The sequence below is a fragment of the Rhizobium sp. SRDI969 genome, from assembly GCF_025152725.1.
GTDB classification, from domain to species: domain Bacteria; phylum Pseudomonadota; class Alphaproteobacteria; order Rhizobiales; family Rhizobiaceae; genus Rhizobium; species Rhizobium leguminosarum_I.
This window is the reverse complement of record NZ_CP104036.1, coordinates 148,563-175,176: the sequence shown is the minus strand read 5'-3', so window position 1 is coordinate 175,176 and position 26,614 is coordinate 148,563. Positions and strand designations below refer to the sequence as shown.

Below are 26,614 nucleotides of genomic sequence, written 5' to 3'. Positions count from 1 at the left end.
CGCTTCAAACTGGCGTATGGATCATAGACTGATCACTGTGTCGGCCCTATGTGACCGAGAATTGCAGTGATATCGCAAATTTCAGGCAGCGCTGGGGAGGGTGGGATGCTTCAAGTCCGCAAATTATTGACAGCCGCGACAGCCGTCATCGTGGTTGCCTTATCGTCCTGCACGACGAGCTCGAATGACTCGATGCAAACCGGCTCGGTTGGATATACCGGCGCCGACTATTCGCTCAGGCCTGCCTGCCGCGATGGATTCGGCAACGATCATCCTTGCAGCTATTAGAGGCAATGGCTGCTCGACGAGCGACATCAGCGGATGAGCCGTCGGAAGCAAATATTCATTCCGCTTCAGCTTTGTCGTGAACGTTCAAAGTAGCGATTCACGATGTCCTTGACTTCGCTTGAACTGAATCCCGGAACCCATCTGTGCGGTATCGCGACGGTCCTTTCAAGAGGCTGACGCTTGCGCAACTGTTCAAGTATCTCCGGATCGGCATCTTTGCGCACAGTCAGGTAGATAAATCCCGCCTGCCCGGCTTGAGGGATATCAACGCGTTCGATCATTGACCAAGGGATGAGCTTCGGCAGCTTTTGACCAGTGATACCGTCGGGTCCGACCACCATTGTGGGCTTTCTGAAGTCCACCTGCCGAGCCTTTACCGCAACATAAACGATGACGACGAGGAGCAGGATCGCGAACAGGCCCTCTCCGACACCGCTCGTAGCTCTGCTCATTTCGATCTGCCCAAGGGCGATAAGTGAGAGGTAAACGAAAAGGAGCGCCATGACGCCAAGGAACATGAAGGGGTATCTAACGATCCCTCGCAGTACGATAATTGGCTGGGTGGCGTTTGGGTCGCGGTCGGCGGCGGTAGAAGGTTCATCAGTCATCGGTTGAATTCAACTCTCCACGGAAGTAATTCCGAGCACACCTTATGTAGAGCCGCGGCCCTTCGTTACGAGCATCTACTGGAAAATCGTTACGAACACCTGCAAGCGTGATACACAACCGAATAGTGCTCTAGGAAAGACGGTCATGCGGTATCTTCGGTCAGGGCCGCGTCGGCTTCACACCCAGGAGATGGGCGGTCCGCGCGCCAAAACGGTGGGTCTGAGGTCGGGCGAGATCGCCGACCGGAATATTCGCGTCATCCTGGAAGCCATCCGCCGCCATGGCCCGCTGACGCGGATGGAGCTTGGCCGGCATTGCGGCCTGACCGGGCCTGGCATCACCAATATTCTGCGGCGGCTGGCGGAAGAAAAACTCGTCACGTCAAACCGCCGCAATGGGATTGGAAGTGGCGCAACCGCCACGGAATTCGCGCTTCGACCGGAAGGTGCTTTCTCGATCGGCGTCAAGCTTCGCCAAAGGCGTGGCGAGGCCGTGCTCATCGATCTGAGTGGCCAGGTGCACGACCGGGTCTACTTCGGCCTGGACCTCGCTGATAGAGTCGGCCTGCTGCATGCGGCGGTCAGGGATATGGTCGATCGCCACGCCGCACTGCCGATCATCGGGCTCGGCATCGCCGCCAACGACTGGACAGACGATCAAAGCGAGCAGATCGCCGCGATCTCGACGATCGCGCGTCCCTATGTCGAGAACGAGTGCACGGCGAGCCTTCTCGCGGAGCGCACGATCGGCAGCTCCGGCAGGGAAGGCGGACTGGCGATGATCATCATCGACGACGACGTTCAGGCCGGCTTTCTCATTCGCGGTATTCCCTATTCCGGCGTGCATGGCCGGGCAGGCAGCATCGGCGAAATGCTGACAGGTCCAGACAATGTCCAGCTGAACACCGTGGTCGGTTTCGAGTCGCTGCGATCACGGATCGGCGACCAGGCATTCACCCGCCTACTGCAAGGGGAGGAATTCTCCTCGCTGTCGCTGTCGCAATGGATACGGGAAGCCGCCGGCCACCTGCTCGACCCGATCATCGCCATGGCCGGTTTTCTCGCCCCGAGCGTTGTCATGATCGGCAGCGACCTGCCGCAGAGCGTGATCGAAGCGCTGATCCATCAGCTTTCGATCGAGCGGCGCGACACCTCGACGAGACCATTGCTGACCCCCTGGATTTCGCCGATGAAACCCGCGAGCTTCAGCGGCGGCGGCGTTGCGCTCGGTGCAGCACTCCTGCCCTTCCTCAACACTTTGCTGCTGCCGCCGGCTTCGGCCTGATGGCCGGGTCAGGCGAGCGCTTCATCGGCGTGGCTGAGATCGGAGGCCAGCGCCCGGTCCAGGACTTTCTGGATATTGGCCGCCCGCCGGAACGAGGGTTCCTGGGTCCTGCCCGCCCGCACGGCCTGGACGAAACGCTGATAGTTCGTCTCGACCGGATCGAAGGGGACGTCGCGCCAGGTCGCCGTGTGCACGTCCTCTCCAAGACAGGCGCGTAGCGTCGATTTTCCGGTATCGTAGATCATCTCGATCGAGCCGGTTTCGCCATAGACTCTGAGGCGCAGCTGATCCATCTGTCCGGCCGCCGTCCGCGTCGCCTGGATCGTCCCAATTGCGCCATTGGCGAAATCGACATTCATCGTGAAACTGTCGTTGGCGTCGAGATCATATTCGCCGATCCTATGGTCCGGTGCCTTGTCGAAGGTCTTCAGCCGGGCGAAGACATGGGCGATGTCGAGCCCTGAACCATAGGATGCGAAATCGACGATGTGGATGCCGATGTCGCCGAGCGCGCCATTCGATCCATGTTTTTTGCTCAGCCGCCAAAGCCATTTGCTCTCGCTCTTCCAGTCGCCCCAGTGGCGACCGACCAGCCAGCTTTGAAGGTGAGACGCCTCGACGTGCCTGATCTCGCCGATTTCGCCGGCGAGCACCATCTGCCGGCCCTTCTGAAGGGCGGGCGAGTTGCGGTAGGTGAAATTGACCATGCCGACCTTGCCCGATCGCTCGATTGCCTCGGTCATCTCCATGGCCTTGATGGCATCGGTGGCGAGCGGCTTTTCGCAGAAGACGTGCTTGCCGGCTGCAATCGCCTGCAGCGTCGTCGGGTAATGAATGCGGTCCGGCGTGACGTTCGCCACTGCGTCGAACTCGCCCCAGGCGAGAGCATCCTCGAGGGTCATGAAATGATTGGCGATGCCATGTTCGGTGCAAAAGGCAGCGAGCCTTTCCGGGACGACATCGACGCCGCCCACGACACTGACGCCTTCGATCGCCTTGAAGTTGGCAGCATGCTGGTTGGCCATTCCGCCGGTACCAAGAATGAGTAAACGCATCTTATCCTCCATGGAATTAACTTCCGCCGCGGCTCCGCCGGGCAAAACCACACTCACGCCATCGCAGCCATCCGCGATTGCCTCGTGCTCTTCTTCAGGAAAATTGCGGTGGATGCGCCGCGCGTCCCGCGGGACGCTCCATCACCTTCACGACGCAGATCATTTCCGAAAATCGATCTCGATTTTCCGGAACTCTGCGCTAGCTGCTGTTGATTGTCGCCAGCATCTCAACCTCCCAGGTTCTGGCTCCCAAGCTGTGGCTTGACATCAAATCAAAGTAACTTAATCTAATTAATGCAGCACGGAAATGAGGAGAGGTCAACTGACCGCCAGGCTGTATCCGTTCAAATGGGGAGGAGACCCATCATGAAGAGCGCCACCGTCAGCGCATTTGCGCTGAGCACTATGTTGTTTTCAGCATCCGTTTCATTTGCCCAGGAACTTGCCACGAAAGACAGGATCGGCCTTGCCGATGCGCCAAAATCCCTCGTCGTCCGTCTGACGAACGACAGTCCCAACAATTCGGATCCGGCGATCGCCGAGGGCTACCAGAAGCTCTTCGTCGATTTCATCAAGAAGCATCCGGACTGGAAATTGCAGATGCAATTCATGTCCTCGGACATCGGCACCGAACAGGCCAAGATGCTGGAGCAGGCCAAGGCCGGCAACGCGCCTGACTGCGCTGCAGTCGACTCCTTCGTCCTCTCGCAGTTCATGGTCAATCATGTGCTTGCGGACTTCACGCCGTATTTTTCGAAGGAGGAAGTGGACGACCTGTTTCCCTTCATTCGCAGCGGCATCACCGATAAGGACCAGACCGTCCGCGCCTGGTGGTGGGATACGGACCTTCGTGTGCTCTACCGCAACAAGTCGATCGTTGCCGATGCGCCGCAGACCTGGGACGACCTGAAAAAGGCCGCGCTCGCCTCCACCAAGGAAGGCATGGAAGGTGTTCTCTTCAATGGCGGGCGCTGGGAAGGGACGACGTTCGACTGGCTCGCGAATTATTGGGCGCTGGGCGGCAAGCTCGTCGACGACTCGGGCAAGCCAGTCTTCGGCGAAGGCGAAAACAAGGAGAAATTCCTGAAGGCGCTGAACTATTTCAAGGATCTCGTCGATTCGGGTGCCGCGCCCAAACGCGTCAGCACGATCGCGAACTACGACGATATGAATGCTGCGGCCGCAGCGGCGACGACGGCGCTCTTCATCGGCGGCAACTGGCAATATGCGCAGCTGAAGGCCACGCTCGACGAGGACGAGTTCAACAAATGGACCTTCTCGCCGATTCCCGGCCCTACCGCCGATCAGCGTTCGACCGGCACCGGCGGCTGGACGATCGCCTCCTTCAGCAAGGACAAGGACAAGGTCGAGATGTGCGCCAACCTCGCACGCGAGGTCTATATGGGGCCGGCAAACGCGCTGCAGCAGCAGTTGCCGACCAGGAAATCACTGTTCGACAAATATGAGGTCTTCTCCACCGAAGCCAACAAGACCTTCGCCAAGGCTCTGGTTGACGGACAGGCGCGCCCGGGTGTGCCGATCTATCCTGAAATCTCCAACCAGATCCAGATCATGATGGGCGACGTTCTCTCCGGGACCAAAAAGCCGGAAGACGCCTTGAATGCCGCCTTTAACGCGGCGCTGGAGGCTTACAAGCGTCTCTAGTGTTTCCGACTGTGACGGCGCCTGCCCGCTAGGCGCCGTCGACCTACAGCGTCGCGCGCCTTTTCACGCGCAAAAGGACGCTGGAACACGTTGAATCTACGCATCGTGCTTTCCGAAAATCGATTCCGATTTCGGGCCGATGCGCGAGCCAACCCGGACAGAGAAGCTTAATGAGCCCCATTGCCATCGAGGTTGACAGCCCGCCTCAAAGCAGATCGTTCATGCGCCGTTTCGCCGGTGCGCCGCTGCCCTGGATCATGCCCGTGATCATCGTCATCGGCATCTTCTACCTTTACCCCGTCATCGACGTTTTCAGGCTTTCATTCACCAATGCCACGCTGATCGGCGACAATCAGGATTATACGCTGGGGTCGATCACTAATGCGTTGAGCTCGCCGCAGCTGCCAGACATATTATGGGCAACCTTGATCTTTGTCGGCGGCAGCGTCATCGGTCAGCAGATTTTAGGCCTTGCAGTCGCCGTCGTGGTTATCCGCGGTGAGAAGCGTGGGCTGTTCGGCACCACCATTTTGAGGACAACGGCGCTAGTTGCGTGGGTGGTCCCCGGAATCGCCGGCGGTATCATCTGGCAGATGCTCTTTTCCGAAGCGCCTTATGGTGCGTTGAACAGCATTCTAAGATTGATGCACATGCCGACGGTCGCCTGGCTCTCGGACCCTGCTATTGCGCCGTGGTCGACCCTCATCTCCAACATATGGCGCGGCACGGCATTTTCGATGGTCGTCATGTATGCGGCGCTGAAGTCGATCGATCCCTCACTCTATGAAGCCGCCGAGGTCGACGGCGCGACGGCATCGCAGCAGTTTTTCTTCGTCACGCTTCCGCAGCTGCGCGCGGCAATCCTCGTCAACATGATCCTCATTACGATCCAGACGGTGAATACCTTCGATGCGATCATCACGCTGACGGGCGGCGGTCCGGGGCGCGCGACCGAGGTCATCTCACTCTACGTCTTCAATATCGTCTTTAGAAACTACGACCTGTCCGGCGGCAGCGTGCTCTCCGTTCTCATGCTGATCATCAGCCTCGGGCTGGCCTTCATCTATGCGTCGTTCCTGCCGAAGGAGGAAGAGCAATGAACGGACGGACCGGAACGCGGCTCGGCGATGCCATGAGCTATCTTTTCATGCTGGTAATGTTCGTGTTCTTCGCCGGCCCCCTCACCTATCTCCTGTCGATGGCAATGCGTGACAAGCGCGAGATCTATCGCGGCGCGGCGCGATATATTCCGAACAATCCGACCATCGACAATTTCATCACCGTTTTGAACAACAGCTACTTTCCGATCTATCTCTGGAACGGCCTCAAGCTTGCCGCCCTTAGCGGGCTGGGCGTCCTGATCGTCGCTCTGCCCGCCGCATACGCTTTTTCCCGCTTTCAATTCCGGGGCAAGGGCCTGTCGATGATGGGGCTGCTGCTTTTCCAGATGATCTCGCCACTTGTGATCATGGTGCCGCTTTACCGCTACATGAACCGTCTGGGGCTACTGGATACGCATTTTGCCGTCGTCATGGTGTATATCGCGCTTGGCGTTCCGCTGGCGACCTGGCTTCTGAAGAGTTCGGTCGACGGCATCCCGCGCAGCCTCGACGAAGCGGCCATGATCGACGGCTGCAATCGATTTTCGGTCTTCTGGCGCATCATTCTGCCATTATCGGCGCCGGGCATAGCCTCCGTCTTCATCATCACGGTGATTGCCGGCTGGTCGCAATTTCTGGTGCCTTTTCTGTTGCTCACGAAAAATGATCTGATGCCGATCGGCGTCGGGATCTTTAACTTCCGCGGCATGCAAACCGACTCCTCCATCCAACTGCTTGCCGCCGCCTGCCTGATCGCGGTCGTTCCGGCGATCGTCGCCTTCCTGTCGCTCCAACGGCTGATCCTCGGTGCGATGACCAGCGGCGCGGTCAAGGGATGACGAGCGGTTTAGGCTATGCGCAAGGAAGGATTTCGAGCATGAACCAGACACTCGGCGCCAGGCTGTCCCCGGATCTGACCGGCGCCAATGTCGAAGATGCAGGTGAGCACAACAGGGCCGTCGTGCTGCGCTGCATTCATCGCCAGGCGCCGATTTCGCGCGCCGAAATCGCCAGGCGGACGGGTTTTACCAAACCGGCAATCGCCCGGATCGTCGATCGACTGCTGGACGAGGGGCTGATCATGGAAGCCCGCCGGCGGCACGGGTTGAGAGGCCAGCCGGCGATCGAACTCGAAATCAATCCGGATGCCTGCTTTGCCATCGGCATCAACATCGATCGCGACCATCTGACGATCCTGGCCGTCGATGCCGTCGGCAATGTCCGCGCCCGTGTTCATCATGAGAAACGTTTCATCCTGCCGGCGGAATTCCTGCAGCTCACAGCCGACGCGATTTCGCATTTCCAGCGCAGCCGGCTCATCGACGACGCGCGCCTTGCCGGTATCGGTCTGGCGATGCCGGATTGGCTTGGCGAGATTTCGCTCCTCGGCAAGCCCGAGGCCTATCAGGAATGGACGGCATTCGATGTGCGCGCCGCATTGGAGAACCTGACGCCGCATCCTGTCTTCATCGAGAACGAAGCCAATGCCGCAGCCCTTGCCGAACTCGATTACGGACTGGGTGCTGAAAGTAGCAGCTTCTTCTACATCGCCATCAATCCATGCCCCGGCGGCGGCCTCGTGCTCGACGGCAACGGTCATCGTGGCGCCATGGGCCTCAGCGGCGAAATTGGCTGGCTGCCGATTGCCGACGGCGGTGACGGGAAGGCCCATAAGGTCCAGCTTCTCGGCGAGATATTCTCGCTGTTCTTCCTCTATGATTTCCTCGCGAAACACGGCGTCGAAGTGAGTGTTCCCCACGATCTCCTGACGCTGGATGCGCATGGCAGGCGCCTCGTGTCGCAGTGGCTGAAGGAAATGAGCGCGCATCTGGCAGTCGCCGTCAAGCATATCGGCATGGTCGTCGACCCCGACGCCGTCCTTGTCGGCGGCCGATTGCCGATCCGCATCGTCGACGAGTTGCTGCGCTATGTGCACGAGCATCTCGATGCCGAGGACCCCAACCTTCCCTCGCTTCATCGCGCCTCGCTCGGAGAGGATGCCTCTGCCATGGGGGCGGCGGTCATGCCGATGGCAGCGGCCTTGATGCTCGCATCGGCAGACCCTGCGCAACGCACACGTTCGCCACTGAAGAACATGGATCGTCTGAACAGTTGAGAACGGGCGGCAAGGCCCGCGGATTTTGGTGAAGAACGGATTTTGGTGAAGATGGGAGGATTTTGGTGAAGATCGGCTTTTACACATCGACATTCAACGATCGCCCGCTGGAGGAGGTGGTGGATTTCGCCGCGTCGGCCGGGTTCGACGCCATCGAAATCGACGTCGGCGGCCATATCAAGACGCCCGATCGGGTGGAGGCCGCCGTAGCACTGGCGCGCAGCCGCAACCTCTTCGTGTCGTCGATTACCTATTTCGGCAATCAGCTCGATGCTGACCGGGGAAAACGAACGGCACTTCGCGAGACGACCGCCGAATTTGCGAGCGCGATCGGGCAAGCGGGCGTCCCGATCTTCGTGATCTTCCCGGGCCGGGACGACACCGCCAGCGACGAAGCCAATTATGATGACTTCGCCGATTTCGCCAACGGCCTGATCGCGAAGACACAACCGTATGGCCTCACCTTCGCAATCGAGAACTGGCCGGGTCCGAAGGACAATTTCATCGGAACGACACCCAAAGGATGGCAGGAGCTTTTTCAGCGGATCAGGGATCCTCGTTTCGGGCTGGAATTCGATCCCTCCCACCTCATTCGCATCGGCGTCGATCCCTATCAGGCGATGGAGGCGGTGAAAGATCGCATCGCCATCCTTCATGCCAAGGACACGGCAATCGATCCGGAGAGGCTGCAGGCAATCGGCTATCACGACAAGGGCTGGTGGCAATACAAGCTGCCCGGGCTCGGCCTCATCGATTGGCCGAGGTTTCTGCGCCAGGCCAGCAGGGCTGGCTTCGACGGCACGCTGTCGATCGAACATGAGGATGCCGCCTATGGCTGGCCGGGCAAGGACTTAGCCGCGCGGAAAGACGGCGAGCGCCTCGGCCTTGATTATTTGAGAAATGTCCTGAGCGGACTTTGATGGCAATTTCGGGAGGACGGTAATGGCCCATGTTTCGGTCAACAATGCTCGCAAGGATTACGGCGCGTTCAAAGCCATAAAAGGCGTCTCGGTCGATATCGGCGACGGCGAGTTCGTCGTTCTGGTCGGTCCCTCGGGCTGCGGTAAATCCACGCTTTTGAGAATGATCGCGGGCCTCGAGGGCATCACCTCGGGGCAGATCCAGATCGGCAAGCATATCGTCAACGAGCTTGCGCCCAAGGACCGGGATATCGCCATGGTGTTCCAGAATTATGCGCTCTACCCGCATATGACCGTTGCCAAGAACATGGGCTTTTCGCTGCGGCTGAAACGGATGCCGAGGACGGAGATCGATCAGCGGGTCGGCAACGCCGCGAAGATCCTCGGCCTCGAAAGTCTCCTGGAGAGATACCCCAAGCAACTGTCGGGCGGCCAGAGGCAGCGTGTGGCGATGGGGCGGGCGATCGTGCGCGACCCGGCCGTCTTCCTGTTCGACGAGCCCCTGTCTAACCTCGATGCCAAGCTCAGGGTGCAGATGCGCTCGGAGATCAAGGAATTGCATCAACGGCTGCAGACGACGACCATCTATGTCACCCACGACCAGATCGAAGCCATGACCATGGCCGACAAGATCGTCGTTATGAAGGACGGCCTGATCGAGCAGTCGGGCTCTCCGCTTGAACTGTACGATCGTCCGAACAACCTTTTCGTCGCCGGCTTCATCGGCTCCCCGGCGATGAATTTCATCAATGGCAACATGAGGGAAGAGGGGTTTCGAACCGCCGACGGCCTGCTCCTGCCGAGTGAGCGGCGTGCGCCTGAAGCCGTGACCTACGGCATTCGCCCCGAACATATCCGGTTGGACCCAGGCGGCATCGAGGTCACGACGGTGGTCGTCGAGCCGACGGGTTCGGAAACGCTCGTCATCGTCCGGCTAGGAACGCAGACGCTGACCTGCGTCTTCAGGGAACGGATCAGGGCCGCCCCCGGCGAGGTGCTGAGGATTGCGCCAATCCATGATGCGGTTCACCTGTTTGCCGGAAACGAGCAACGGATCACATCAGGCGAAGCGCCGTTGAACTGACCCGGCCGATTGCCCCTCCCCTTCGGTCGGCGCCAGCCGGGGGCGCGTTTTCCGCGCCCCCGATGCGGCCAAGCTCAGAGAGCAACTACGTCGCCCTTGTGAATAACGGTCGCATGACCCAGAACCCGCAATGACGGCAAGCCGGATATGAGACGCTGATGTCATCCTGCTCTAGCTGGCGGCGTTCCTTTTGCCGAGGAGGGCTGCGCGGATCTGTTCGCTTTTGCTCAACAGGGGAGCGGGAACCGGTGCTGTCTGCTCAGGCGCGTCTGTCTTACCGGCGGCCTGCTTGAGGCTCAGGAAGCGCTTTTGCGCAACCAGCCGGTCTTCGGACGACAGCGGTTCGACGGGTTCGCCGTCAAGACTATGGCGCATGGAATCGGGCTGGGCGCTGGCGAAATAATAGCGCCGGCAGTGGACATAGGCCGCGGTCGCTCGCCTGAGCGTGGTGACACCGGCATCGGGCTTCAGGAGCGGGCGGAGTTCGTTGAAAAGGCCGACGGCAAAAGGAAGGACCGGATCTCCCGCCTTGGCCGGAAGGACGCCGACCGGCCGGATCAACAGCACATTGATCGCGTTTGCCTTCTCCACGTCGAGCTCGGTTGCCGCAATCGGTCCGCGGCTGATCTTCCAGGGCTTGTCCATGCGTCCTCCATATAACGTCCATAACGGCCGACTGTGATGGTTTCTTGACGGCAGGGCGAGCAACGGAAGTCGCACATCGTCGTTTCCACTGCAAGCCGGTGGGATGCGACATGAGAGCCTATAGGAATTCAACCCCCAAACGACTCCTCGCGAGGAACCGAATGCAGCAAACCAATCTCTGCTGGGATCAGTCCTTGACCTGAAAAAACGGACAATTTCACCGTGTTCGGCCATAAATCTCGGCCAGGCCGGACAAGGCTGGCGGTGGCACGACGCTCAGGACTGAACGTGTCGTGGGACACCCGAGATCTGCATCATGACAGGCCCAATTGCGTCTTCGTCATGAAGTTCGCCGATCAAAAGTTTAAACCAGCTAAACCCCACCCAAAGCGAGACCTTGTCATCGACCTCCTCGAGGCATATTTCGCCGCGGGCCGCGCCACTGGTCAATATATGCCTCACGTCGGCAGTGCGGTCCGGAAGGAACTTGTCGCGCAGTGCTCCCAACGCCTCTTCGGTGCCTTGTGCCTCCGCGATCAATCCCTTCAATGCAGCTCCGGCCGGGTGGGAGGACCAGAAACGCCACAGACTCGTCGTGTACTGCACCAGCTCTTCGACCAAGTTCCCGACGTCGGGCACCGTCACAAAAGTCGATCGTTCCATCGTATAGATCGCGATAAAGAGATCTGCCTTCGTGGGGTACCATCTGTAAATGGTGGTCTTTCCCGCTCCAGCTCTTCGCGCGACTTCTTCGACAGAAAATCCCGCGTAACCCTTCTCAGAGATGAGTTCCCTCGCGGCTGCCAGCACTGCGGCCTCCGCCTCCGGATTGCGACGCGATCCGATAGAGGTTCGTTTTCTTGCCGAGACAGCATTTGGGGTCGTGATCATTATTCAGGCGTAGCCCAAGTCGATGTCACCGATCAACAGGCAATGCGGAAGAACCTATGGCGGACGCCTCAGGAGCGTTTCGGAAATCTCGCCAAACTCCCGCTCACTGACTGCCTTGAGTTGGACCGGCCCGAGGAATGAAACCCGGGACTCCAGTTTCGACGACTCCGTTGAAGCGGATGTTCGTCTTTATGCCATCTCGGATCTGCTGCATCGCGTCTTCCGGCAATGCGGAAAGGTCAAAATTCTCCCTGGTCCGGCTGGATGTGACCGAGGTGGTGAGGAAGGCAGTGCCGCGCTGCACTGCCCAGGCCAGCGCAACCTGCGCCGGCGTCTTATTGACGCGATGAGCTATTGCCTTAATGACCGGATCTTCGAGCAGATTGGGCTCCATGCCATGCCCGAGAGCCGCAAAGGCCAGCAGGACGATCCCGTGCTCTCGACAAAAGTCAAGCAACTCCCATTCCGGCAGGTACGGATGCGACTCCACTTGCACCACGGCCGGCTTGATCCGCGCAACCGCGACAATGTCCTTCAACTTTTCCAGCGTAACATCCGACAGGCCGATGGACCTGCACCTGCCACTGTCCACAAGCGCCTCAAGTGCGCGCCAGGTGTCGATTAGACTCACTCCTGAATCGTAAATGACCTCGCCGTGTTCGTCCCTTGGATCATTCTCGTCGCCGGGTTGAAACGCGAAAGGGGTGTGGATGAGATAACAGTCGACATAATCGACCTGAAGACGTCGGAGGCTCGCCTGAAATGCAGCAAGCACCCGCTCTGGACGGTGATTGGTATTCCAGAGCTTGGTCGTGACAAATACATCTTCGCGCCGGACAGTGCCAGCGGCGAGGGCGTCGCGCATCGCCTCTCCGACTGCGTCTTCATTGCCATATCGTTCCGCGCAATCGAGATGCCGGAACCCAGCTTCAAGCGCTGCGGCAACGGCACGTTTGGTGGCGGCAGGATCGGGAATCAGCGTACCGAAACCCAATGCCGGAATCGAGGTCGCGCCGTCGGAGAGGGGAATTCTTTTGTAGCGGAGCATATGAGCGGGTTCCATGTTAAGTCCCTTGATTTAGAGTGGATGATGATTGAGCGCGAACGCTTCCTGGCGTCTGAATGCCGAACGACGGCTGCACATGCGCCGCCTTCTTCGTGAAGAAAGCAACCGACTGGTCGTCGACGACACTTCCCTAATGCACGGACAATCGCGACCCCAATACGGCGGCGCGGGATCGTTTATCGTGTCGTCAGCGGATGAGAGGGGGATGGCGCCATAAGCGAGACGACAACCAGCCCCGCAATCGCGGCCGCAAAGGTGATCCAAAAACCATCAATGTAGGCTTGGGCGCTCGCCTCCCTTTGCACCAAGCCCGCCAGCACGCCGACACCCCGCCCCGCCGAACCTGAACCAAGTTGCGTCAATGTCGTATTCCACCCGGGCGTCGCACCCGTGACATGCGAGCCGATAAGATATGAGTGCAGTTGCTCCCGCTGCCGTATCCAGGTGTTCATCGTCGTCGTGACAGTTTCCGAGCAGATTAATCGCATGACCTGTACATATGCGGTGAGCGATATCGCCCTCGCTGGATTTACATTGCTGAACAACGTCGCGACCGCGGCCAGAAATACGGTTTCTTCACCGAACGTCTGAAGGATGACGATCAGCCGGAACTCCGGCAGCGACCACAAGCTGGTCAACTGCGTGCCAAGCCACGCCGATAGAGCGAAGCAGATGAACCCGATCATCAACGTGGCACGCTGCTTGACCGTCTGGACAAGGGCGACCGCAGCGATAGTTGCGCCGGCCAGAAGGAGAATTGCATAAGGTGCGGCAAAGTCACCAATTTGTTCCGGTCGCAAATGTGCCACCGCAATCAAGAAGCTCGGCTCCAACAGAGAACTTCCGAGACTCGCCGTCATAAAGCAGCCAATAGCGGCGAAACCCAGAGCGATGTTTCTTGCGAACAGGATCGAGATGTGCGCCCAGGGATACTGTACGCGAGCCTCGTGCCACAGGAAGATGCACGCGAGAAACGCCGTGGCGAGAAGCAGCGAGATGATGAAGCCGGATTGAAACCAGTCCAATCGATTGCCTTGGTCCAAAGCAACGTAGAGGGTCGTAAGAGCCACGCCAAAAATAGCCATTCCACCCCAGTCGGCTCGATTGAGGAGCACACGGTCGACCGGCGTCGGCTTGCCGCCGTACCAGAAGAGGATGCCAATCAGGGGGCCGACAACTGCGCCCTGCCAGTACAGCCACTGCCACCCTATCGTCTGCGTATAGCTTCCGGCCGCATACAAGCCGAGATTTTGCGCGAATGGGATTCTCAAAACGTAAAATGCCAGTGCGAAAATCCAGAATTTTCGGTCGATGTTTCGAAAAGCCGTCATGAGCGTCGCGCCGACGAACAGGCCGAGCAAAACCGCTCTTAAGGCGTGCAGTGCGGCCAGCATTTCGAAGTTGCTGGAGAATGGTATGAGTAACGAAATTGCGGAATAAAAGATGGTCGGCGCGATCATTACTCTTTTAACCCCAAAGACCGCGATCAACCATCCGACGCTCGGAGCAGCCAGAATCTGTGGAGCGGTGGCGAAGGTGCCAAGCCACGCCCCCTCGTCAAAGGTCAAGCCAAAAGCGCCTCGCAGGTCCGGCAAACCAGTGCCTACTGAACGTATGTCAAAGGCAGTTAATATGGACGCCATGAGCAAAGCGACCGCGACGAATCCTTGGCGTTGCAGGTCGTTCGGATGATTCATCCTAGACATGATGGTCGGCCTTCGTGGAGATATGGGTTATAACCGACATACCAGGGCGGAGGCGGTCAAAGTTCGGCTGGTTCGGGTCGAGTTCGATCCGAACCGTCAGGCGTTGAGCGACCTTCGTGAAGTTGCCGGTCGCGTTGTCGGATGGCAGCAGCGCGAATGTCGATCCGCTTGCGGGCGAAATTCTCGAAACCGTCCCATGCAGCTTTGCCCCGGGCAATAGATCGACCGATATGTCGACCGCTTGTCCTTCCCGGACCATTCCCAATTGGTTTTCCTTATAATTCGCAAGGATATACACCTGAGGGAGCGGAACGATTGAGATCAGGCTTGTGCCGGCGCTGACATAATTTCCACGTTGCGCGTTTCGTTTGGCGACCACGCCATCGACGGGTGCGCGCACATTCGCGTAGCTCAACTCAAGCTCACGCGCGGCGACATCCGCAGCAGCAGTGTCGACATTGGCCTCAAGGACCTCACGCTGCTTCGACAGCACGTCAAGCTTGACTTGTTGGGCAACGACTGTGGCTCGCGCCGTTTTCGAACTCGCCAATGCACGCCCGCGCGCCGCAGTGGCCTTTTCGAGGGTCTGGATCGAGCTTGCCCTGCCGTCGATACCAAGACGTGTCTGTCGTTCTAGTTCCTTGCTCGCCTGGATCTCATCCGCCTTCGCGGCCTCCTGCTGTGCAAGTGCGACATCGATCTGGGTAAGCTGGAACGAGCGCTGGGTGTCGTTGTCCCCAAGCTGCGCCTGAGCTGCATCCAGCTTCGCCTTCGAGGCGCGGAGAGCAACTTCGTACGGCCTGGGATCAATCGAGAACAGGAGGTCTCCAGCCTTGACATGGGAATAGTCATCGATCGAGACCAAGTCGATGGTGCCGCTGACGCGAGCGCTGATTGAGGATATGTCCGCGTAAACTGCAGCGTCCTCGGTGGACTGCACCGCACGTCTTGCAACCCACCAATCCCAATTTGCCCCGGCCGCAACGACGGCTGCAAGGGCTATGACGATTGCCGACACTGGGACAATGAGTGACCCCGCAGATGCCAAGACTGGCGGCGCAAAGGAGTGTCCAGGCGCGACGACCTCTACCTGAGGCGCGGCCACTAGGGCAGTGACATTGATTCCAGATCTTTCATCCATTTTGTTCTTCTTTCGCGACCACGACATCTTTTCATCCGCTCGCAGGACGGTCCGTTTTTTAACAACCGGCTTTCTCCGCCGACAGCTACCAAGCCATCCTGCCGCTCGGGCTTCACGGCCCACAGGTGACTCGATCTGATAGTTGACTGCCCCATCGCCATTCCTTCGCTTGGGACCGCGTGTCACTTCGAGCGAGAAACCTGGCTTCATATAAACGCTACGTATCGTTTTATCAAGCCCGTGAACAGTCAACCCGTCTTGCGCCGGTGTTAATGAGAAAATGAACCGTGTCACTCGACCTTGCGTCCATTTGGGACGCTAGCCCCGCGAGAGCGGAGCGGAAATTGTACTTAGGTGTCGTGCTGGAGGGCAGCCTCGTTCTATTCCGCAAAAAGGTCAGCCGCCGATGCGTCTAATCGTTTTTATCGAGAAATATGCATTGACCTGCCGCATCGATTACACTTCATATCCGCGCCCAAGATGGAGTGACCAGCCGGGGAGGATATATGCGGGTTTTCTCGAGCATTGACGAGCTGCGCCACACGCTCGACGCGCTGAGGCGGCAGGGGCGAACCGTCGGCCTTGTTCCGACCATGGGCTATCTCCATGCCGGTCATATGGAGCTGGTCGCGCGCGCTCGCGCCGAAAACGACATCGTCGTCGTGTCAATTTTCGTCAATCCGCTGCAGTTCGGTCCGACGGAAGATCTCAGCAAATATCCGCGCGACCTGGAACGCGATGCCGCCATGCTGAGACAGGCCGGCGTCAATTTCCTTTTTTCACCTGGCGTCGAGGACATGTATCCGCACCCGATGCTTGCTGTCGTCGACGTTCCCGATCTCGGGCGCGAACTCGAAGGAGCGGTCCGGCCTGGGCATTTTGGCGGCGTTACCACGGTCGTCTGCAAGCTGTTCAACATCGTGCAGCCGCAGACCGCCTATTTCGGAGAGAAGGATTACCAGCAGGTCGTTATCATCAAGCGCATGGTAGAGGATCTCGCCGTGCCGGTGCGCGTGATATCCGTGCCAACGGTCAGGGATAGCGATGGCCTCGCATTGTCCTCGCGCAACGTCTATCTCAGCGAGGTCGAGCGGCGTGCCGCGGCGATCGTCCCCCAGACCCTCGACGAGGCCGAGCGTCTGGTGGCCGGCGGCCTTGCCGATCCGGTGGAACTCGAGGCAAAGCTCACGGCGTTTCTTAGTCGCGAGCCTCTGGCAAAGCCCGAGGTCGTCGCCGTCAGGGATGCCTCAACGCTGCAGAAGGTCACGTCGATCACAGACCCTGTCGTCGTGGCGCTCTTCGTTCGGGTCGGCTCGACGAGGCTTCTCGACAACAGGGTCGTTGGTGACAACCGATGATCGGGAACAACAGGGTTGTCGGCGGGCGAGGCCTGCCGGGAAAGGGAGTGACCAGATGAGCGCGGCAGGAATTCAGAAGCGCCTTACGCCAGCGCGCATTTCAGCCATGAAGGGCGGCAAGCCGATCGTCTGCCTGACCGCCTATACGACGCCCATGGCGCGGCTGCTCGATGAGCATTGCGACCTTCTGCTGGTCGGGGATTCGCTCGGCATGGTGCTCTATGGGATGGAAAGCACCATCGGCGTCACACTCGACATGATGATCGCGCACGGCAAGGCGGTGATGCGCGGCGTCGGCAAGGCCTGCATCGTCGTCGACATGCCGTTCGGAAGTTATCAAGAATCCAAGGAGATCGCCTTCCGCAACGCTGTCCGCGTCCTGCAGGAAACCGGCTGCGATGCCGTCAAGCTGGAGGGCGGCGAGGAGATGGCCGAGACCATCGCCTTTCTGACCAAGCGGGGGATTCCGGTTATGGGCCATATCGGCCTTATGCCACAGCAGGTCCAAACCGCAGGCGGTTATCGGTCCGTCGGCCATTCCGAACACGAGACGTCGAAGATCCGCCGCGATGCGCACGCGATTGGCGGCTCAGGAGCCTTTGCCGTCGTAATCGAGGGCACGGTGGAGCCGCTCGCCCGCGAGGTGACGGCCGCCATGCACGTTCCGACCATCGGTATCGGCGCTTCTTCCGCCTGCGACGGTCAGATTCTGGTTTCCGACGACATTCTGGGTCTTTTCAACGATTTCACCCCGCGCTTCGTCAAGCGCTACGACGAACTCGGCAAAAGGATCTCGGCCGCCGCCGCGGCTTATGCCGAAGAGGTCCGATCGCGACAGTTTCCGGCAGCGGAGCACACCTTCAAGCGGCGATCCTGACGCGAGACGATGAAAGCTCCATCACCGCACGATATACTGCTCGCGCATGGTTTCGGCCGAGCGGCGGACCGCCTCGGAAACCTGCTGGAGCTGTTTGGCCATAGGCGTCGAATTGCGCCAGATCATGCCGATCGTTCGCGACGGCTGCGGAGACTGAAAACGGGAGATCGAGACATGCGCCGAGCGCGTTTCGAGGGGAACGGCCATCTCGGGAATTAAGGTGATGCCGATACCGGCGCTGACCATCTGGACCAGGGTGGACAAAGAGCTGCCTTCCATGACTTCCCGGGGACGGGCCTGCCCTACCTTGCAGAACGACAAGGCCTGATCGCGAAAGCAGTGGCCTTCCTCGAGCAGCAGCAACCGCATTTCGCGAAGCGCCTCGCGTTCGGGCACCGGCTTACCCTCGTCTTCGGGCCGCCGGACCAGCACGAACTCTTCCTTGAAGAGCTCGAGTTCTGCCAGGGAGGGTTCCGACACGGGCAAAGCAACGATTGCCGTGTCCAACTGGCCTTGCGCCAGCTCCTGAACCAGCTTCGACGTCTGCGTTTCGCGCACTTCGATCTGGATTCCCGCAAAGCTCTTGTTCAGGTCATTGATGATGGCCGGCAACAGATAGGGCGCAATCGTCGGTATGATGCCGATGCGCAGCCGCGTCAGGAAGAGATCACGCGCCGCCCGCGCCAGCTCCGCAAGCTCGTCCACGCCACGCAGGATATCGCGGATCCTGAGAGCCACGGTCTGACCGAAGGCGGTCAGCTTCACCTCACGCGCGTTGCGCTCAAAAAGCTCACCGCCCAATTCTTGCTCAAGTTCTTTGATCTGCATTGACAATGCCGGCTGGGAGATCGCACAGGCGTCGGCAGCGCGCCGGAAGCGGCCATCTCTTGCCAGTGCTTCAAAATAACGTAGCTGTTTCAGGGTAAGGTTCTTCATAACTTCATCTTATCGCGACGATCAGTAAATCCAACTTAAATTTATGAAGCGCTTCCGATATGAAGACTTCAGGGAGAGAGTGGGGCGCCAGCTCGGCTCATCTTTTTGGACCGAAGACAGATCAAGCAATGAAGGAGACGATCATGGACAACCCCACTGACAGCGCAGGCAAATGTCCTGTTGCACATGGCAATACGCCTCGCGGTAGATCCAACCGCGACTGGTGGCCCAATCAGCTGAACGTGCAGATTCTTCACCACAATTCCGGCCGCGCCGATCCCATGGGTGAGGCGTTCGACTATGCCGAGGAGTTCAAGAAGCTCGATCTCGACGGCCTGAAGAAGGATCTTCACGCGCTGATGACGGATTCGCAGGATTGGTGGCCGGCCGATTTCGGCCATTACGGCGGCCTGTTCATCCGCATGGCCTGGCATAGCGCCGGCACCTACCGCATCACCGACGGCCGCGGCGGCGCCGGTCAGGGCCAGCAGCGTTTTGCGCCGCTGAACAGCTGGCCCGACAACGTGAACCTCGACAAGGCCCGCCGCCTGCTGTGGCCAATCAAGCAGAAATACGGCAACAGGATCTCTTGGGCAGACCTTCTGATCCTTACCGGCAATGTCGCGCTCGAATCCATGGGCTTCAAGACCTTCGGCTTTGCCGGCGGCCGCGCCGACGTCTGGGAGCCGGAAGAACTCTACTGGGGTCCTGAGGGTACCTGGCTGGGTGACGAGCGCTACAGCGGCGAACGCGAACTGGCAGAGCCGCTTGGCGCCGTGCAGATGGGCCTCATCTATGTCAACCCGGAAGGCCCTAACGGCACTCCGGATCCGCTGGCGTCTGCCCGCGACATCCGTGAAACCTTCGCTCGTATGGCGATGAACGACGAAGAAACCGTGGCACTGATCGCCGGCGGGCATACCTTCGGCAAGACCCATGGCGCTGGCGATCCCTCGTTTGTCGGTGTCGACCCGGAAGGCGGCGAGCTCGAAGCTCAGGGCCTGGGCTGGATCAGCAAGTTCAATACCGGCGTCGGTCGCGATGCCATCGGTAGCGGCCTCGAAGTGACCTGGACCCAGACGCCGACCCAGTGGAGCAACTACTTCTTCGAAAACCTGTTCGCTTTCGAATGGGAGCTGACCAAGAGCCCGGGCGGCGCGCATCAGTGGCAGGCCAAGAACGCCGACGCCTCCATTCCGGATGCCTATGATGCATCGAAGAAGCATCTGCCGACCATGCTGACCAGCGACCTGGCGCTGCGTTTCGATCCCGTCTACGAAAAGATCTCGCGCCGCTTCCTGGAAAATCCTGCCGAATTCGCCGACGCCTTTGCCCGCGCCTGGTTCAAGCTGACCCACCGCGACATGGGACCGAAGGTGCGTTATCTCGGCCCGGAGGTTCCGGCCGAAGACCTGATCTGGCAGGACGTGATCCCGGCCGTCGATCATCCGCTTGTCGACGATAAGGATATCGCCGACCTCAAGGCAAAGGTGCTAGCAACCGGCCTCACCGTGCAGGAACTGGTCTCGACCGCCTGGGCGTCCGCCTCGACCTTCCGCGGCTCCGACAAGCGCGGCGGCGCCAATGGCGCGCGCATCCGTTTTGCCCCGCAGAAGGACTGGGAGGTCAACCAGCCGGCGCAGCTCGCCAAGGTGCTCGGCGTTCTCGAAGGCATCCAGAAAGACTTCAACGCCGCCCAGGCCGGGGCGAAGAAGATCTCGTTGGCCGACCTGATCGTTCTGGGCGGTGCAGCCGGTGTGGAAAAGGCGGCAGCGGCCGGCGGTCATGCGGTCAGCGTGCCGTTCACGCCAGGCCGTATGGACGCCTCCGAGGCGCAGACCGACGCGCACTCCTTCGCGGCGCTCAAGCCCCGCGCCGACGGTTTCCGCAACTATATCGGTGGCCGGCAGTTCATGAAGCCGGAAGAGGCCCTGGTGGACCGTGCGCAGCTGCTGACGCTGACCGGACCTGAAATGACCGTTCTTGTCGGCGGCCTGCGTGTGCTGAAGGCCGGGGCTCCCGAGCATGGCGTCTTCACCTCCCGCCCGGAAACGCTGACCAACGACTTCTTCGTCAACCTGCTCGACATGGGCACGCAGTGGTCCCCCGCTGCCGGCAAGGAAGGGATTTACGAAGGGCGTGATCGCAAGACCAACGACGTCAAGTGGACCGGCACCCGGGTAGACCTGATCTTCGGCTCGCACGCGCAACTGCGCGCCTTTGCCGAAGTCTACGCCCAGTCCGACGCCAAGAAGAAGTTCGTCAAGGACTTCGTCGCGGCCTGGACCAAGGTCATGAACGCCGATCGTTTCGACCTCGTCTGATCGGCAGCATTTTGCCCGGGCGCCGTTTCGGCTGCGCCCGGGCATTTTTTTGGAGACCGGACCTACCGCCCGACCGTCCAGTCCTCGACACGCAGACCATTGACGCGGCGGAATTCCCCGACATTGTTGGTGACGAGAACCAGATCCCGGGTCCTGGCCTGAGCGGCGATCAGAACATCATAGGGACCGATCGGCGTTCCCTTTGCCGCCAATGCGGCACGGATCTCCCCAGCGGCCAACGCATCCTCCTGCTCGAAACCGACAACTGAGAAATCCGCCACGAACAGGCGCAGGGTTTCGAGCTTGTAGGAAATTTTCGCGCTTTTATAGGCGCCATAATAGAGCTCGTGCATCACCACGGTCGACAGCCCAATCGATCCCTCATCGCTGTCGATCACGCTCTTCAGCAGTGTTTCGGATTTCCCGCCGATCAGGGCGATCACCGCATTGGTGTCGATAAGATGCGTGATCACTTGAACAGGTCCTGAAGACCCGGTCTCTCCTGCTCCTCCGGCTGCTCTCGCCCTTCCGCCATGAAATCGTCGCTGAGGCCGCGCTCCAAGACGCTATGCAACGATGCCCACCGCATGCTGCGATCGGCCAGCCGTCAAAACGTTGTCGCGGCCTGCTCATGTTCGTTAGGCCAGCAGCACTTTGCCGCCCGTCCGGAACGGAACGGCGGATCCCAGTGCTTCACTGACCTTTTCCAGAGGAAACACCTCCCGCACCTCGGTGGCGATGACCTTCGAGGCGATCTGCGCGGCGAGCTCAGAATAGGCCCGCTGGACGTTGCTCATCGCTTCGGAATGAACCCATTCCCGGAGGTGACAATAGGAAAAGGCAATATTGGGATGTGACATCCAGAAAGAAGCCGGTATGCCCTGCCCCGAAAGCAGACCGTAATGCACGAAGTGTCCGCCGGGTTTAAGCGCATCCGCGAGGATTGAGGCGTGCGCGCCTCCGACGCAATCAAGCACCGCGTCGAGCCCATGCCGGCCGGCGAGCCCGGCGACCAGATCGCTTTCGCTTTCCTCCCTGTCGACGATGACAGCCTCGATCCGGCCGCGCAGGCGCTCAAGCGATCCTTCGTTGCGGATGATGGCGATCGGCTCCACGCCCGCGCTATTGGCGAGACCGATCAATATCGCTCCGATCGAAGAGGCGGCGGCATTGATGGCGATGCGCATTCCCGGCCTCAGCCCGATCTTGGCATGCAGCATCAACCAGGCCGTCATCGGATTGACGTAACTCGTCGCAGCTTCGAAATCGGTGAGCTCGTCTGGAACACGCAGGCACCAGCCTGGATCAGTGTCCTTAAATTGCTGCCAGCCGCCGGCGCTGCGCACGGGCAGCACGCGTGTTCCGAGGGGAAGCCCATGAACCTCCTCGCCGCACTGTTCGACCACGCCGAAAGCTTCGAAGCCGGGAATGAAGGGCAATGTCGTGCGTCCGCTATAGGCTCCCGATATGGTGATGATATCGGACGGATTGATCGCCCGCGCCAGCAGGCGCACCCTCACCTGGTCGCGCCGCAGCGGCGGCAGCGCCGCCTCCCCGAGTTCGACGACATCCTGAGCCCGGCCGAATTTGCGCACGACTGCCTGATATTGCATTGCATCCCCCACACACTGCGATTAGATCACTCCGTCGAATTGGTGATCGAATGAGCGTTGACGACAGGCCTTTAGCATTGTTCCGGGTCTCGATGCGAGACATCGACATCTATGGTCACGTCCACAATTCCCGTTATCTCGATTATTGCGAGGATGCGGTCGTCGAATTCCTGCGGCAAGGGCATATTCTCAGCCATTTCCGTCACACCTCCTCCGGCGTTGCCTATCACGTGAAGAAGGCGGAGATCATCTTTCACAGCCCGATCGACCTCGATGATGTCGTCGAGGCAAAGGTGGACGTAGAAAAAATCGGGCGCACGAGCCTGTCCTTTGCCATAGGACTCTTTCGCCAGCGCGATGGCGCCCATTGCGCATCGGCACATTTCGTCTGGGTCTGCGTCGGCCTCTCCGACAGCCGCCCGACGCCGATCCCCGAAGCGACCAGAGCGGCTCTGTCTCCCGGCTGATTGCCGATCATTCAAACCAGCGGGTGTCCATGCCGATCCATGCGCAGCTTCTTCGACATGCAAGGGAGACACCGGACAAACCGGCGCTGGTGATCGACGGGCACTCGCTCAGCTACGGCGAGCTCTATTTGCGCGCCAAGGCAATCTATCGGTTTCTCCAAGATCTCCCTCGCTCGAACCGCCGCATGCTCGATCTGCCCGGTGTGGAGAAGCTTGCCGCTCTCAGCCTTGGCAATCACAGCGGCTTTGCCCAGTATTTTGCGGCGGCCACCGCGTTGCCGAATGCCTGTGCGGTCATCGACCCGATGATGCCGGTGGAAAGGATCGAACGCATCATCGAGCGCCTGGCGCCTGACGTTCTGATCGTCGACGACAATACTGGGCCGAGCGCCGAAATTGCCCGAAGACTCGGCATTCCCGTTGTCGCTGCCGGAGCGGAGGCCTTCGACCTTGCCTCGACGGAAGGTAATGCCGAGCTGCCGGTCGATGCCGACAAGACCTTTCTGATCGGCTTCACGTCAGGGACCACCGCCGAGCCGAAGGCCTATTATCGCTCGCGCGAACAGTGGCGCCGGAGCCTCGATCGGGGACGCGGCGTTTTCGAACTCGAAGACGCGCCGTCGACAATGTGCCCGGGAGTCCTCGCGCATGGCCTGGCGCTTTATGCACTGGTCGAAGCTCTTGATGCCGGGGCAACCTTCCATTCAGTCCGGGAATGGGACCCCCTCGCGGTCGCAAGCACGCTCTCCTCCTGGCACATCGAGCGGCTGGTCGCCGTGCCGACACATATAGCCGGCATTGCAAGGGCGTGGGCAGGCGAACCCGCTCTGACGTCCCTGCGCGACGTTCTGACCGCCGGCGCAAAGCTTGACAGGAACGGGGTCGAATCCATGCGTCGCCTGTTTCCGAAGGCCCGTATCCGGGAATATTACGGCGCATCCGAGCTCGGTTTCATGACCGTCTCGACCCTTGTCGGCGGCGAGATCGATTTTCCGATCGAGCGGGTGGGGCAAGCCTATCCCGGCGTCAAAATTTCCATTCGTGACCCCGATGAAAACGACGTCGGGACCGATGTGGCCGGAACCATATTCGTCGACAGCGACCTGATCGCGGATGGATATCTTTGGGGCGACGACGGTCAGGCGTTCCGGGTCACGGAAGCGGGAGCGACGGTCGGAGATCTCGGCGAACTTGATGCCAATGGCATACTGCGGGTGATCGGCAGGGCGGGCGGCATGATGATATCAGGCGGCAACAACGTTTATCCCGCCGAAGTCGAGAGCGCGCTCAAAGCCTGCCCCGGCGTAGAAGATGCCGTTGTCTTCGGGCTGCCGGACGCCTATTTCGGTCAACGGATCGTCGCTGTCGTCTCGGGAGAGATGACGGACCCGAAAATCCTGGCCGATCATTGCGCGCGGATGCTCGCCAGGTACAAGATCCCCAAGCGATTTTACCATATAAGGTCCTGGCCGATGACAAGCAGCGGCAAGATCTCGAGGGGACAAGTGGAGCGGGCCGTGGTTTCGGGAGGCGATTTTGTCGTACGCCTATCAGCCTGACGGGGATTGGCAGCCGGTCGTGGTTGCCGCCTATCGGTCGCCGATCGGCCGGGCGTTCGGATCGCTGTCGACCGTCGCAGCAGAAGACCTGCTGGCGCCGATCATCCGCCGGATCGTGTCCGAAACGGGAGTTGCACCCAACACCATAGACGACGTGCTGGTGGGCAATGCGGCGGGCGGCGGCGGAAACATCGCGCGGCTGGCAGCGCTCACCGCAGGTCTGCCCATGACGGTTCCGGGAGTGACCATCGATCGGCAATGCGGCTCGGGCCTGGAAGCGATCATCATGGCAGCCCGACTGATCCAGGCGAAAGCCGGCGCATGTTTTCTCGCCGGCGGCGTCGAGAGTGTCAGCACCGCGCCATGGCGCGTCGAAAGACCAAAGCCGAATGGGGCGCTGCCCCGCTTTTACGGGCGCGCCCGGTTTTCGCCCGACGCGATCGGTGACCCGGAAATGGGAATTGCCGCCGAAAACGTCGCCAGGCAGTTCGGCATATCGCGTCAGAGACAGGATGAATTCGCCTTTCGCAGCCACCGGCTCGCCGTAACGGCGGCCGAGGCGGGCATCTTTCGGCCCGAGATCGTCGACATTTCCGCCAGCCACGGTTTGATCGAACGGGACGAGTGCCCACGTGCGGCTACATCCCTCCAGGCGCTCGCAAACCTCCGGCCGGTCTTCCTGGCCGATGGTTCGGTAACAGCCGGCAATGCCTGCCCGCTGAACGACGGCGCCTGCCTGGTGCTCGTTATGAGCCGCGGCATGGCGAGAAGCATGGGCATCGAAAAGGGCCTTGCCTTCATCGACAGCGCCGCTGCCGGCGTTGACCCCAACCTGCTCGGCATCGGCCCGGTCGCCTCGACCAGGAAGCTGCTGCAGCGTCAGCCCGGGCTCTCGCTCTCCGCCATCGATGCCATCGAATTCAACGAGGCCTTCGCGGCCCAGGTTCTGGCATCGCTGGATCAGCTCGATATTCCTGCCGACACGATCAACAGGAACGGTGGAGCCATTGCCTTGGGCCATCCTTTCGGGGCCTCCGGCGCAATCCTCGTTACCCGCCTGTACAGCCAGCTGATCCGCAACACCGGGGATGGCTGGGCGCCCGGTGCGACTGCCCTGGCGATGATCGGCATCGGCGGAGGCATCGGGCTGACAGCCATGTTCGAGGCTACCCAGCTTTCCTGATCCGCCGAAGGCGCAGACCGTCAGGCGGCGGCGCGCTTGTGATCGGCCGGATGCTGTAGCCGAAAGCCAATCGCCAGCCTGTTCCAGGCGTTGATCATCGCGATGCCGATCGAAAGCGCCACCAACTCGTCATCCGAGAAGTTGGCGTGCGCTTCTTCATAGACATCATCCGGCGCATGGCCTTTCGCAATCTCAGTGAGAGCCTCGGCCCAGGCGAGTGCGGCCCGCTCCCGGGCGGTGAAGAGCTGCGACTCCCGCCACGCGTTCAGAAGCAGCAGCCGGTCATCCGTTTCGCCGAGCTTCAGTGCGTCCTGGCGGTGCATGTGCAGGCAATGCGCACATCCATTCATCTGGGAAACGCGCACTTTGACGAGTTCGAGCAACTTCGGATCGAAGCTTTTGGCAATCCAGCCTTCAACGGCCACGAGGCCGTCGATGCCGCTGTTCTTATGGGCCATGAAGTTCAGACGCTTGATCATTCTTATCTCCATCGTGAGAGGATTGATGACGCAAGCCTCGGCTTGCAGGCCAGTGGATACGCCTTGCCTTCCGGGTCGGCCATCTGCCCCGACGGTACATCTGGCCAATACCTGTCGATGTGATGTTCCGCCAATTCGGCCGACTGCCTCGACCGCAGAGCCAGCTGGCCTACTACGTTCGCATAGGCTGACAGCGACCGAGGAAGAATAGTTTGGGGCCGCGATCTGGCGCATCCTCCTGCCCATCG

Annotated in this window: 24 protein-coding genes and 1 pseudogene; 14 read left to right on the top strand and 11 right to left on the bottom strand. The window is 60.1% G+C overall.

From position 1 onward, the window contains the following. Positions 1-105 precede the first annotated feature (105 nt). Positions 106-288: a hypothetical protein gene (locus N2A41_RS25000; RefSeq protein ID WP_246725894.1), complete on the top strand. Its 183-nt coding sequence runs from the start codon at positions 106-108 to the stop codon at positions 286-288. 65 nt (positions 289-353) lie between these two features. Here N2A41_RS25000 and N2A41_RS24995 read toward each other — a convergent pair whose 3' ends face one another. Then, positions 354-896, bottom strand: coding sequence for a hypothetical protein (locus tag N2A41_RS24995; protein ID WP_260111354.1), 543 nt, complete (start codon positions 894-896; stop codon positions 354-356). A gap of 145 nt (positions 897-1,041) precedes the next feature. Here N2A41_RS24995 and N2A41_RS24990 point away from each other — a divergent pair, with 145 nt between their 5' ends. Next, complete coding sequence (locus tag N2A41_RS24990) at positions 1,042-2,181, top strand: ROK family transcriptional regulator (protein ID WP_170255534.1); 1,140 nt, start codon at positions 1,042-1,044, stop codon at positions 2,179-2,181. Positions 2,182-2,189: 8 nt separating this feature from the next. Here the strand turns inward: N2A41_RS24990 and N2A41_RS24985 are convergent, their stop codons facing one another. Continuing rightward, on the bottom strand, positions 2,190-3,236 hold the full coding sequence (locus tag N2A41_RS24985; RefSeq protein ID WP_170255533.1) for a Gfo/Idh/MocA family protein: 1,047 nt from the start codon (positions 3,234-3,236) through the stop codon (positions 2,190-2,192). 366 nt (positions 3,237-3,602) lie between these two features. Between N2A41_RS24985 and N2A41_RS24980 the strand changes: the two genes are divergently transcribed. The 6 genes from N2A41_RS24980 (at position 3,603) to N2A41_RS24955 (ending at position 10,121) form a co-directional block, all read left to right on the top strand. Further along, positions 3,603-4,901: an ABC transporter substrate-binding protein gene (locus N2A41_RS24980; RefSeq protein WP_162115876.1), complete on the top strand. Its 1,299-nt coding sequence runs from the start codon at positions 3,603-3,605 to the stop codon at positions 4,899-4,901. A 170-nt stretch (positions 4,902-5,071) separates the two neighbouring features. Then, a complete protein-coding gene (locus N2A41_RS24975) occupies positions 5,072-6,001 on the top strand; it encodes a carbohydrate ABC transporter permease (protein ID WP_162115877.1) in 930 nt (309 codons plus the stop codon). Further along, positions 5,998-6,840: a carbohydrate ABC transporter permease gene (locus N2A41_RS24970; RefSeq protein ID WP_012755199.1), complete on the top strand. Its 843-nt coding sequence runs from the start codon at positions 5,998-6,000 to the stop codon at positions 6,838-6,840. Before N2A41_RS24975 ends, N2A41_RS24970 begins: the two co-directional genes overlap by 4 nt. A gap of 38 nt (positions 6,841-6,878) precedes the next feature. After that, positions 6,879-8,117: an ROK family transcriptional regulator gene (locus N2A41_RS24965; protein WP_026154528.1), complete on the top strand. Its 1,239-nt coding sequence runs from the start codon at positions 6,879-6,881 to the stop codon at positions 8,115-8,117. Between the two features lie 65 nt (positions 8,118-8,182). Next, positions 8,183-9,037, top strand: coding sequence for a sugar phosphate isomerase/epimerase family protein (locus N2A41_RS24960; RefSeq protein ID WP_260111353.1), 855 nt, complete (start codon positions 8,183-8,185; stop codon positions 9,035-9,037). Positions 9,038-9,059: 22 nt separating this feature from the next. Then, positions 9,060-10,121, top strand: coding sequence for an ABC transporter ATP-binding protein (locus tag N2A41_RS24955; RefSeq protein ID WP_017967753.1), 1,062 nt, complete (start codon positions 9,060-9,062; stop codon positions 10,119-10,121). 171 nt (positions 10,122-10,292) lie between these two features. On the opposite strand, the gene N2A41_RS24950 is transcribed toward N2A41_RS24955, so the two are convergent. The 5 genes from N2A41_RS24950 to N2A41_RS24930 form a co-directional block, all read right to left on the bottom strand. Continuing rightward, positions 10,293-10,766 carry a ProQ/FinO family protein gene (locus N2A41_RS24950; protein ID WP_260111352.1) on the bottom strand — a complete coding sequence of 158 codons (474 nt, stop codon included), beginning with the start codon at positions 10,764-10,766 and terminating at the stop codon, positions 10,293-10,295. A 276-nt stretch (positions 10,767-11,042) separates the two neighbouring features. Beyond that, the gene (locus N2A41_RS24945; RefSeq protein ID WP_260059629.1) at positions 11,043-11,576 is read right to left on the bottom strand and encodes a TetR/AcrR family transcriptional regulator; all 534 of its coding nucleotides are present in this window, start codon (positions 11,574-11,576) and stop codon (positions 11,043-11,045) included. A 184-nt stretch (positions 11,577-11,760) separates the two neighbouring features. After that, positions 11,761-12,705, bottom strand: a complete 945-nt coding sequence (locus N2A41_RS24940; protein ID WP_260111351.1) for an aldo/keto reductase — start codon at positions 12,703-12,705, stop codon at positions 11,761-11,763. A 194-nt stretch (positions 12,706-12,899) separates the two neighbouring features. After that, on the bottom strand, positions 12,900-14,429 hold the full coding sequence (locus tag N2A41_RS24935) for an MFS transporter (protein ID WP_260111350.1): 1,530 nt from the start codon (positions 14,427-14,429) through the stop codon (positions 12,900-12,902). Further along, positions 14,422-15,570 (bottom strand): HlyD family secretion protein, encoded by a 1,149-nt coding sequence (locus tag N2A41_RS24930; protein ID WP_260111349.1) that lies wholly within the window; start codon positions 15,568-15,570, stop codon positions 14,422-14,424. The genes N2A41_RS24935 and N2A41_RS24930 overlap by 8 nt, the downstream gene beginning before the upstream one ends. Before the next feature lie 506 nt (positions 15,571-16,076). On the opposite strand from N2A41_RS24930, the pseudogene panC reads away from it, so the two are divergent. Then, a pseudogene (gene panC / locus N2A41_RS24925) lies at positions 16,077-16,987 on the top strand (pantoate--beta-alanine ligase). Beyond that, the gene (gene panB, locus N2A41_RS24920) at positions 16,984-17,805 is read left to right on the top strand and encodes a 3-methyl-2-oxobutanoate hydroxymethyltransferase (RefSeq protein ID WP_260111348.1); all 822 of its coding nucleotides are present in this window, start codon (positions 16,984-16,986) and stop codon (positions 17,803-17,805) included. The pseudogene panC and the gene panB overlap by 4 nt, the downstream one beginning before the upstream one ends. Before the next feature lie 21 nt (positions 17,806-17,826). Here panB and N2A41_RS24915 read toward each other — a convergent pair whose 3' ends face one another. Then, the gene (locus N2A41_RS24915) at positions 17,827-18,741 is read right to left on the bottom strand and encodes a hydrogen peroxide-inducible genes activator (RefSeq protein ID WP_260111347.1); all 915 of its coding nucleotides are present in this window, start codon (positions 18,739-18,741) and stop codon (positions 17,827-17,829) included. Positions 18,742-18,884: 143 nt separating this feature from the next. On the opposite strand from N2A41_RS24915, the gene katG reads away from it, so the two are divergent. Continuing rightward, positions 18,885-21,065, top strand: a complete 2,181-nt coding sequence (gene katG / locus N2A41_RS24910) for a catalase/peroxidase HPI (protein ID WP_260111346.1) — start codon at positions 18,885-18,887, stop codon at positions 21,063-21,065. 62 nt (positions 21,066-21,127) lie between these two features. Here katG and N2A41_RS24905 read toward each other — a convergent pair whose 3' ends face one another. Both N2A41_RS24905 and N2A41_RS24900 read right to left on the bottom strand, forming a co-directional pair. Further along, positions 21,128-21,538: a type II toxin-antitoxin system VapC family toxin gene (locus N2A41_RS24905; RefSeq protein WP_260111345.1), complete on the bottom strand. Its 411-nt coding sequence runs from the start codon at positions 21,536-21,538 to the stop codon at positions 21,128-21,130. Between the two features lie 165 nt (positions 21,539-21,703). Then, positions 21,704-22,678 (bottom strand): zinc-dependent alcohol dehydrogenase family protein, encoded by a 975-nt coding sequence (locus N2A41_RS24900; protein ID WP_260111344.1) that lies wholly within the window; start codon positions 22,676-22,678, stop codon positions 21,704-21,706. A 50-nt stretch (positions 22,679-22,728) separates the two neighbouring features. Here N2A41_RS24900 and N2A41_RS24895 point away from each other — a divergent pair, with 50 nt between their 5' ends. Genes N2A41_RS24895 through N2A41_RS24885 form a run of 3 tightly spaced genes read left to right on the top strand, consistent with a single transcriptional unit; the run spans position 22,729 to position 25,887 of the window. Beyond that, complete coding sequence (locus N2A41_RS24895; protein ID WP_260111343.1) at positions 22,729-23,145, top strand: acyl-CoA thioesterase; 417 nt, start codon at positions 22,729-22,731, stop codon at positions 23,143-23,145. A gap of 29 nt (positions 23,146-23,174) precedes the next feature. Next, positions 23,175-24,704 carry a class I adenylate-forming enzyme family protein gene (locus N2A41_RS24890; RefSeq protein ID WP_260111342.1) on the top strand — a complete coding sequence of 510 codons (1,530 nt, stop codon included), beginning with the start codon at positions 23,175-23,177 and terminating at the stop codon, positions 24,702-24,704. Continuing rightward, complete coding sequence (locus tag N2A41_RS24885) at positions 24,682-25,887, top strand: thiolase family protein (protein WP_260111341.1); 1,206 nt, start codon at positions 24,682-24,684, stop codon at positions 25,885-25,887. The genes N2A41_RS24890 and N2A41_RS24885 overlap by 23 nt, the downstream gene beginning before the upstream one ends. Positions 25,888-25,907: 20 nt before the next feature. Here the strand turns inward: N2A41_RS24885 and N2A41_RS24880 are convergent, their stop codons facing one another. After that, positions 25,908-26,366 carry a carboxymuconolactone decarboxylase family protein gene (locus N2A41_RS24880; RefSeq protein WP_170281015.1) on the bottom strand — a complete coding sequence of 153 codons (459 nt, stop codon included), beginning with the start codon at positions 26,364-26,366 and terminating at the stop codon, positions 25,908-25,910. Positions 26,367-26,614 lie beyond the last annotated feature (248 nt).

Excerpts from the sequence above, each read along its gene's own strand:
- N2A41_RS24970 (WP_012755199.1), top strand. The coding sequence starts at position 5,998 with ATGAACGGACGGACCGGAACGCGGCTCGGCGATGCCATGAGCTATCTT.
- N2A41_RS24975 (WP_162115877.1), top strand. The coding sequence starts at position 5,072 with ATGAGCCCCATTGCCATCGAGGTTGACAGCCCGCCTCAAAGCAGATCG.
- N2A41_RS24965 (WP_026154528.1), top strand. The coding sequence starts at position 6,879 with ATGAACCAGACACTCGGCGCCAGGCTGTCCCCGGATCTGACCGGCGCC.
- N2A41_RS24900 (WP_260111344.1), bottom strand. The coding sequence starts at position 22,678 with ATGCAATATCAGGCAGTCGTGCGCAAATTCGGCCGGGCTCAGGATGTC.
- N2A41_RS24985 (WP_170255533.1), bottom strand. The coding sequence starts at position 3,236 with ATGCGTTTACTCATTCTTGGTACCGGCGGAATGGCCAACCAGCATGCT.
- N2A41_RS24940 (WP_260111351.1), bottom strand. The coding sequence starts at position 12,705 with ATGCTCCGCTACAAAAGAATTCCCCTCTCCGACGGCGCGACCTCGATT.
- N2A41_RS24890 (WP_260111342.1), top strand. The coding sequence starts at position 23,175 with ATGCCGATCCATGCGCAGCTTCTTCGACATGCAAGGGAGACACCGGAC.
- N2A41_RS24955 (WP_017967753.1), top strand. The coding sequence starts at position 9,060 with ATGGCCCATGTTTCGGTCAACAATGCTCGCAAGGATTACGGCGCGTTC.
- panB (WP_260111348.1), top strand. The coding sequence starts at position 16,984 with ATGAGCGCGGCAGGAATTCAGAAGCGCCTTACGCCAGCGCGCATTTCA.
- N2A41_RS24895 (WP_260111343.1), top strand. The coding sequence starts at position 22,729 with ATGAGCGTTGACGACAGGCCTTTAGCATTGTTCCGGGTCTCGATGCGA.
- N2A41_RS24915 (WP_260111347.1), bottom strand. The coding sequence starts at position 18,741 with ATGAAGAACCTTACCCTGAAACAGCTACGTTATTTTGAAGCACTGGCA.
- N2A41_RS24880 (WP_170281015.1), bottom strand. The coding sequence starts at position 26,366 with ATGATCAAGCGTCTGAACTTCATGGCCCATAAGAACAGCGGCATCGAC.
- N2A41_RS24935 (WP_260111350.1), bottom strand. The coding sequence starts at position 14,429 with ATGTCTAGGATGAATCATCCGAACGACCTGCAACGCCAAGGATTCGTC.
- N2A41_RS24930 (WP_260111349.1), bottom strand. The coding sequence starts at position 15,570 with ATGGATGAAAGATCTGGAATCAATGTCACTGCCCTAGTGGCCGCGCCT.
- N2A41_RS25000 (WP_246725894.1), top strand. The coding sequence starts at position 106 with ATGCTTCAAGTCCGCAAATTATTGACAGCCGCGACAGCCGTCATCGTG.
- katG (WP_260111346.1), top strand. The coding sequence starts at position 18,885 with ATGGACAACCCCACTGACAGCGCAGGCAAATGTCCTGTTGCACATGGC.
- N2A41_RS24950 (WP_260111352.1), bottom strand. The coding sequence starts at position 10,766 with ATGGACAAGCCCTGGAAGATCAGCCGCGGACCGATTGCGGCAACCGAG.
- N2A41_RS24995 (WP_260111354.1), bottom strand. The coding sequence starts at position 896 with ATGACTGATGAACCTTCTACCGCCGCCGACCGCGACCCAAACGCCACC.
- N2A41_RS24980 (WP_162115876.1), top strand. The coding sequence starts at position 3,603 with ATGAAGAGCGCCACCGTCAGCGCATTTGCGCTGAGCACTATGTTGTTT.
- N2A41_RS24990 (WP_170255534.1), top strand. The coding sequence starts at position 1,042 with ATGCGGTATCTTCGGTCAGGGCCGCGTCGGCTTCACACCCAGGAGATG.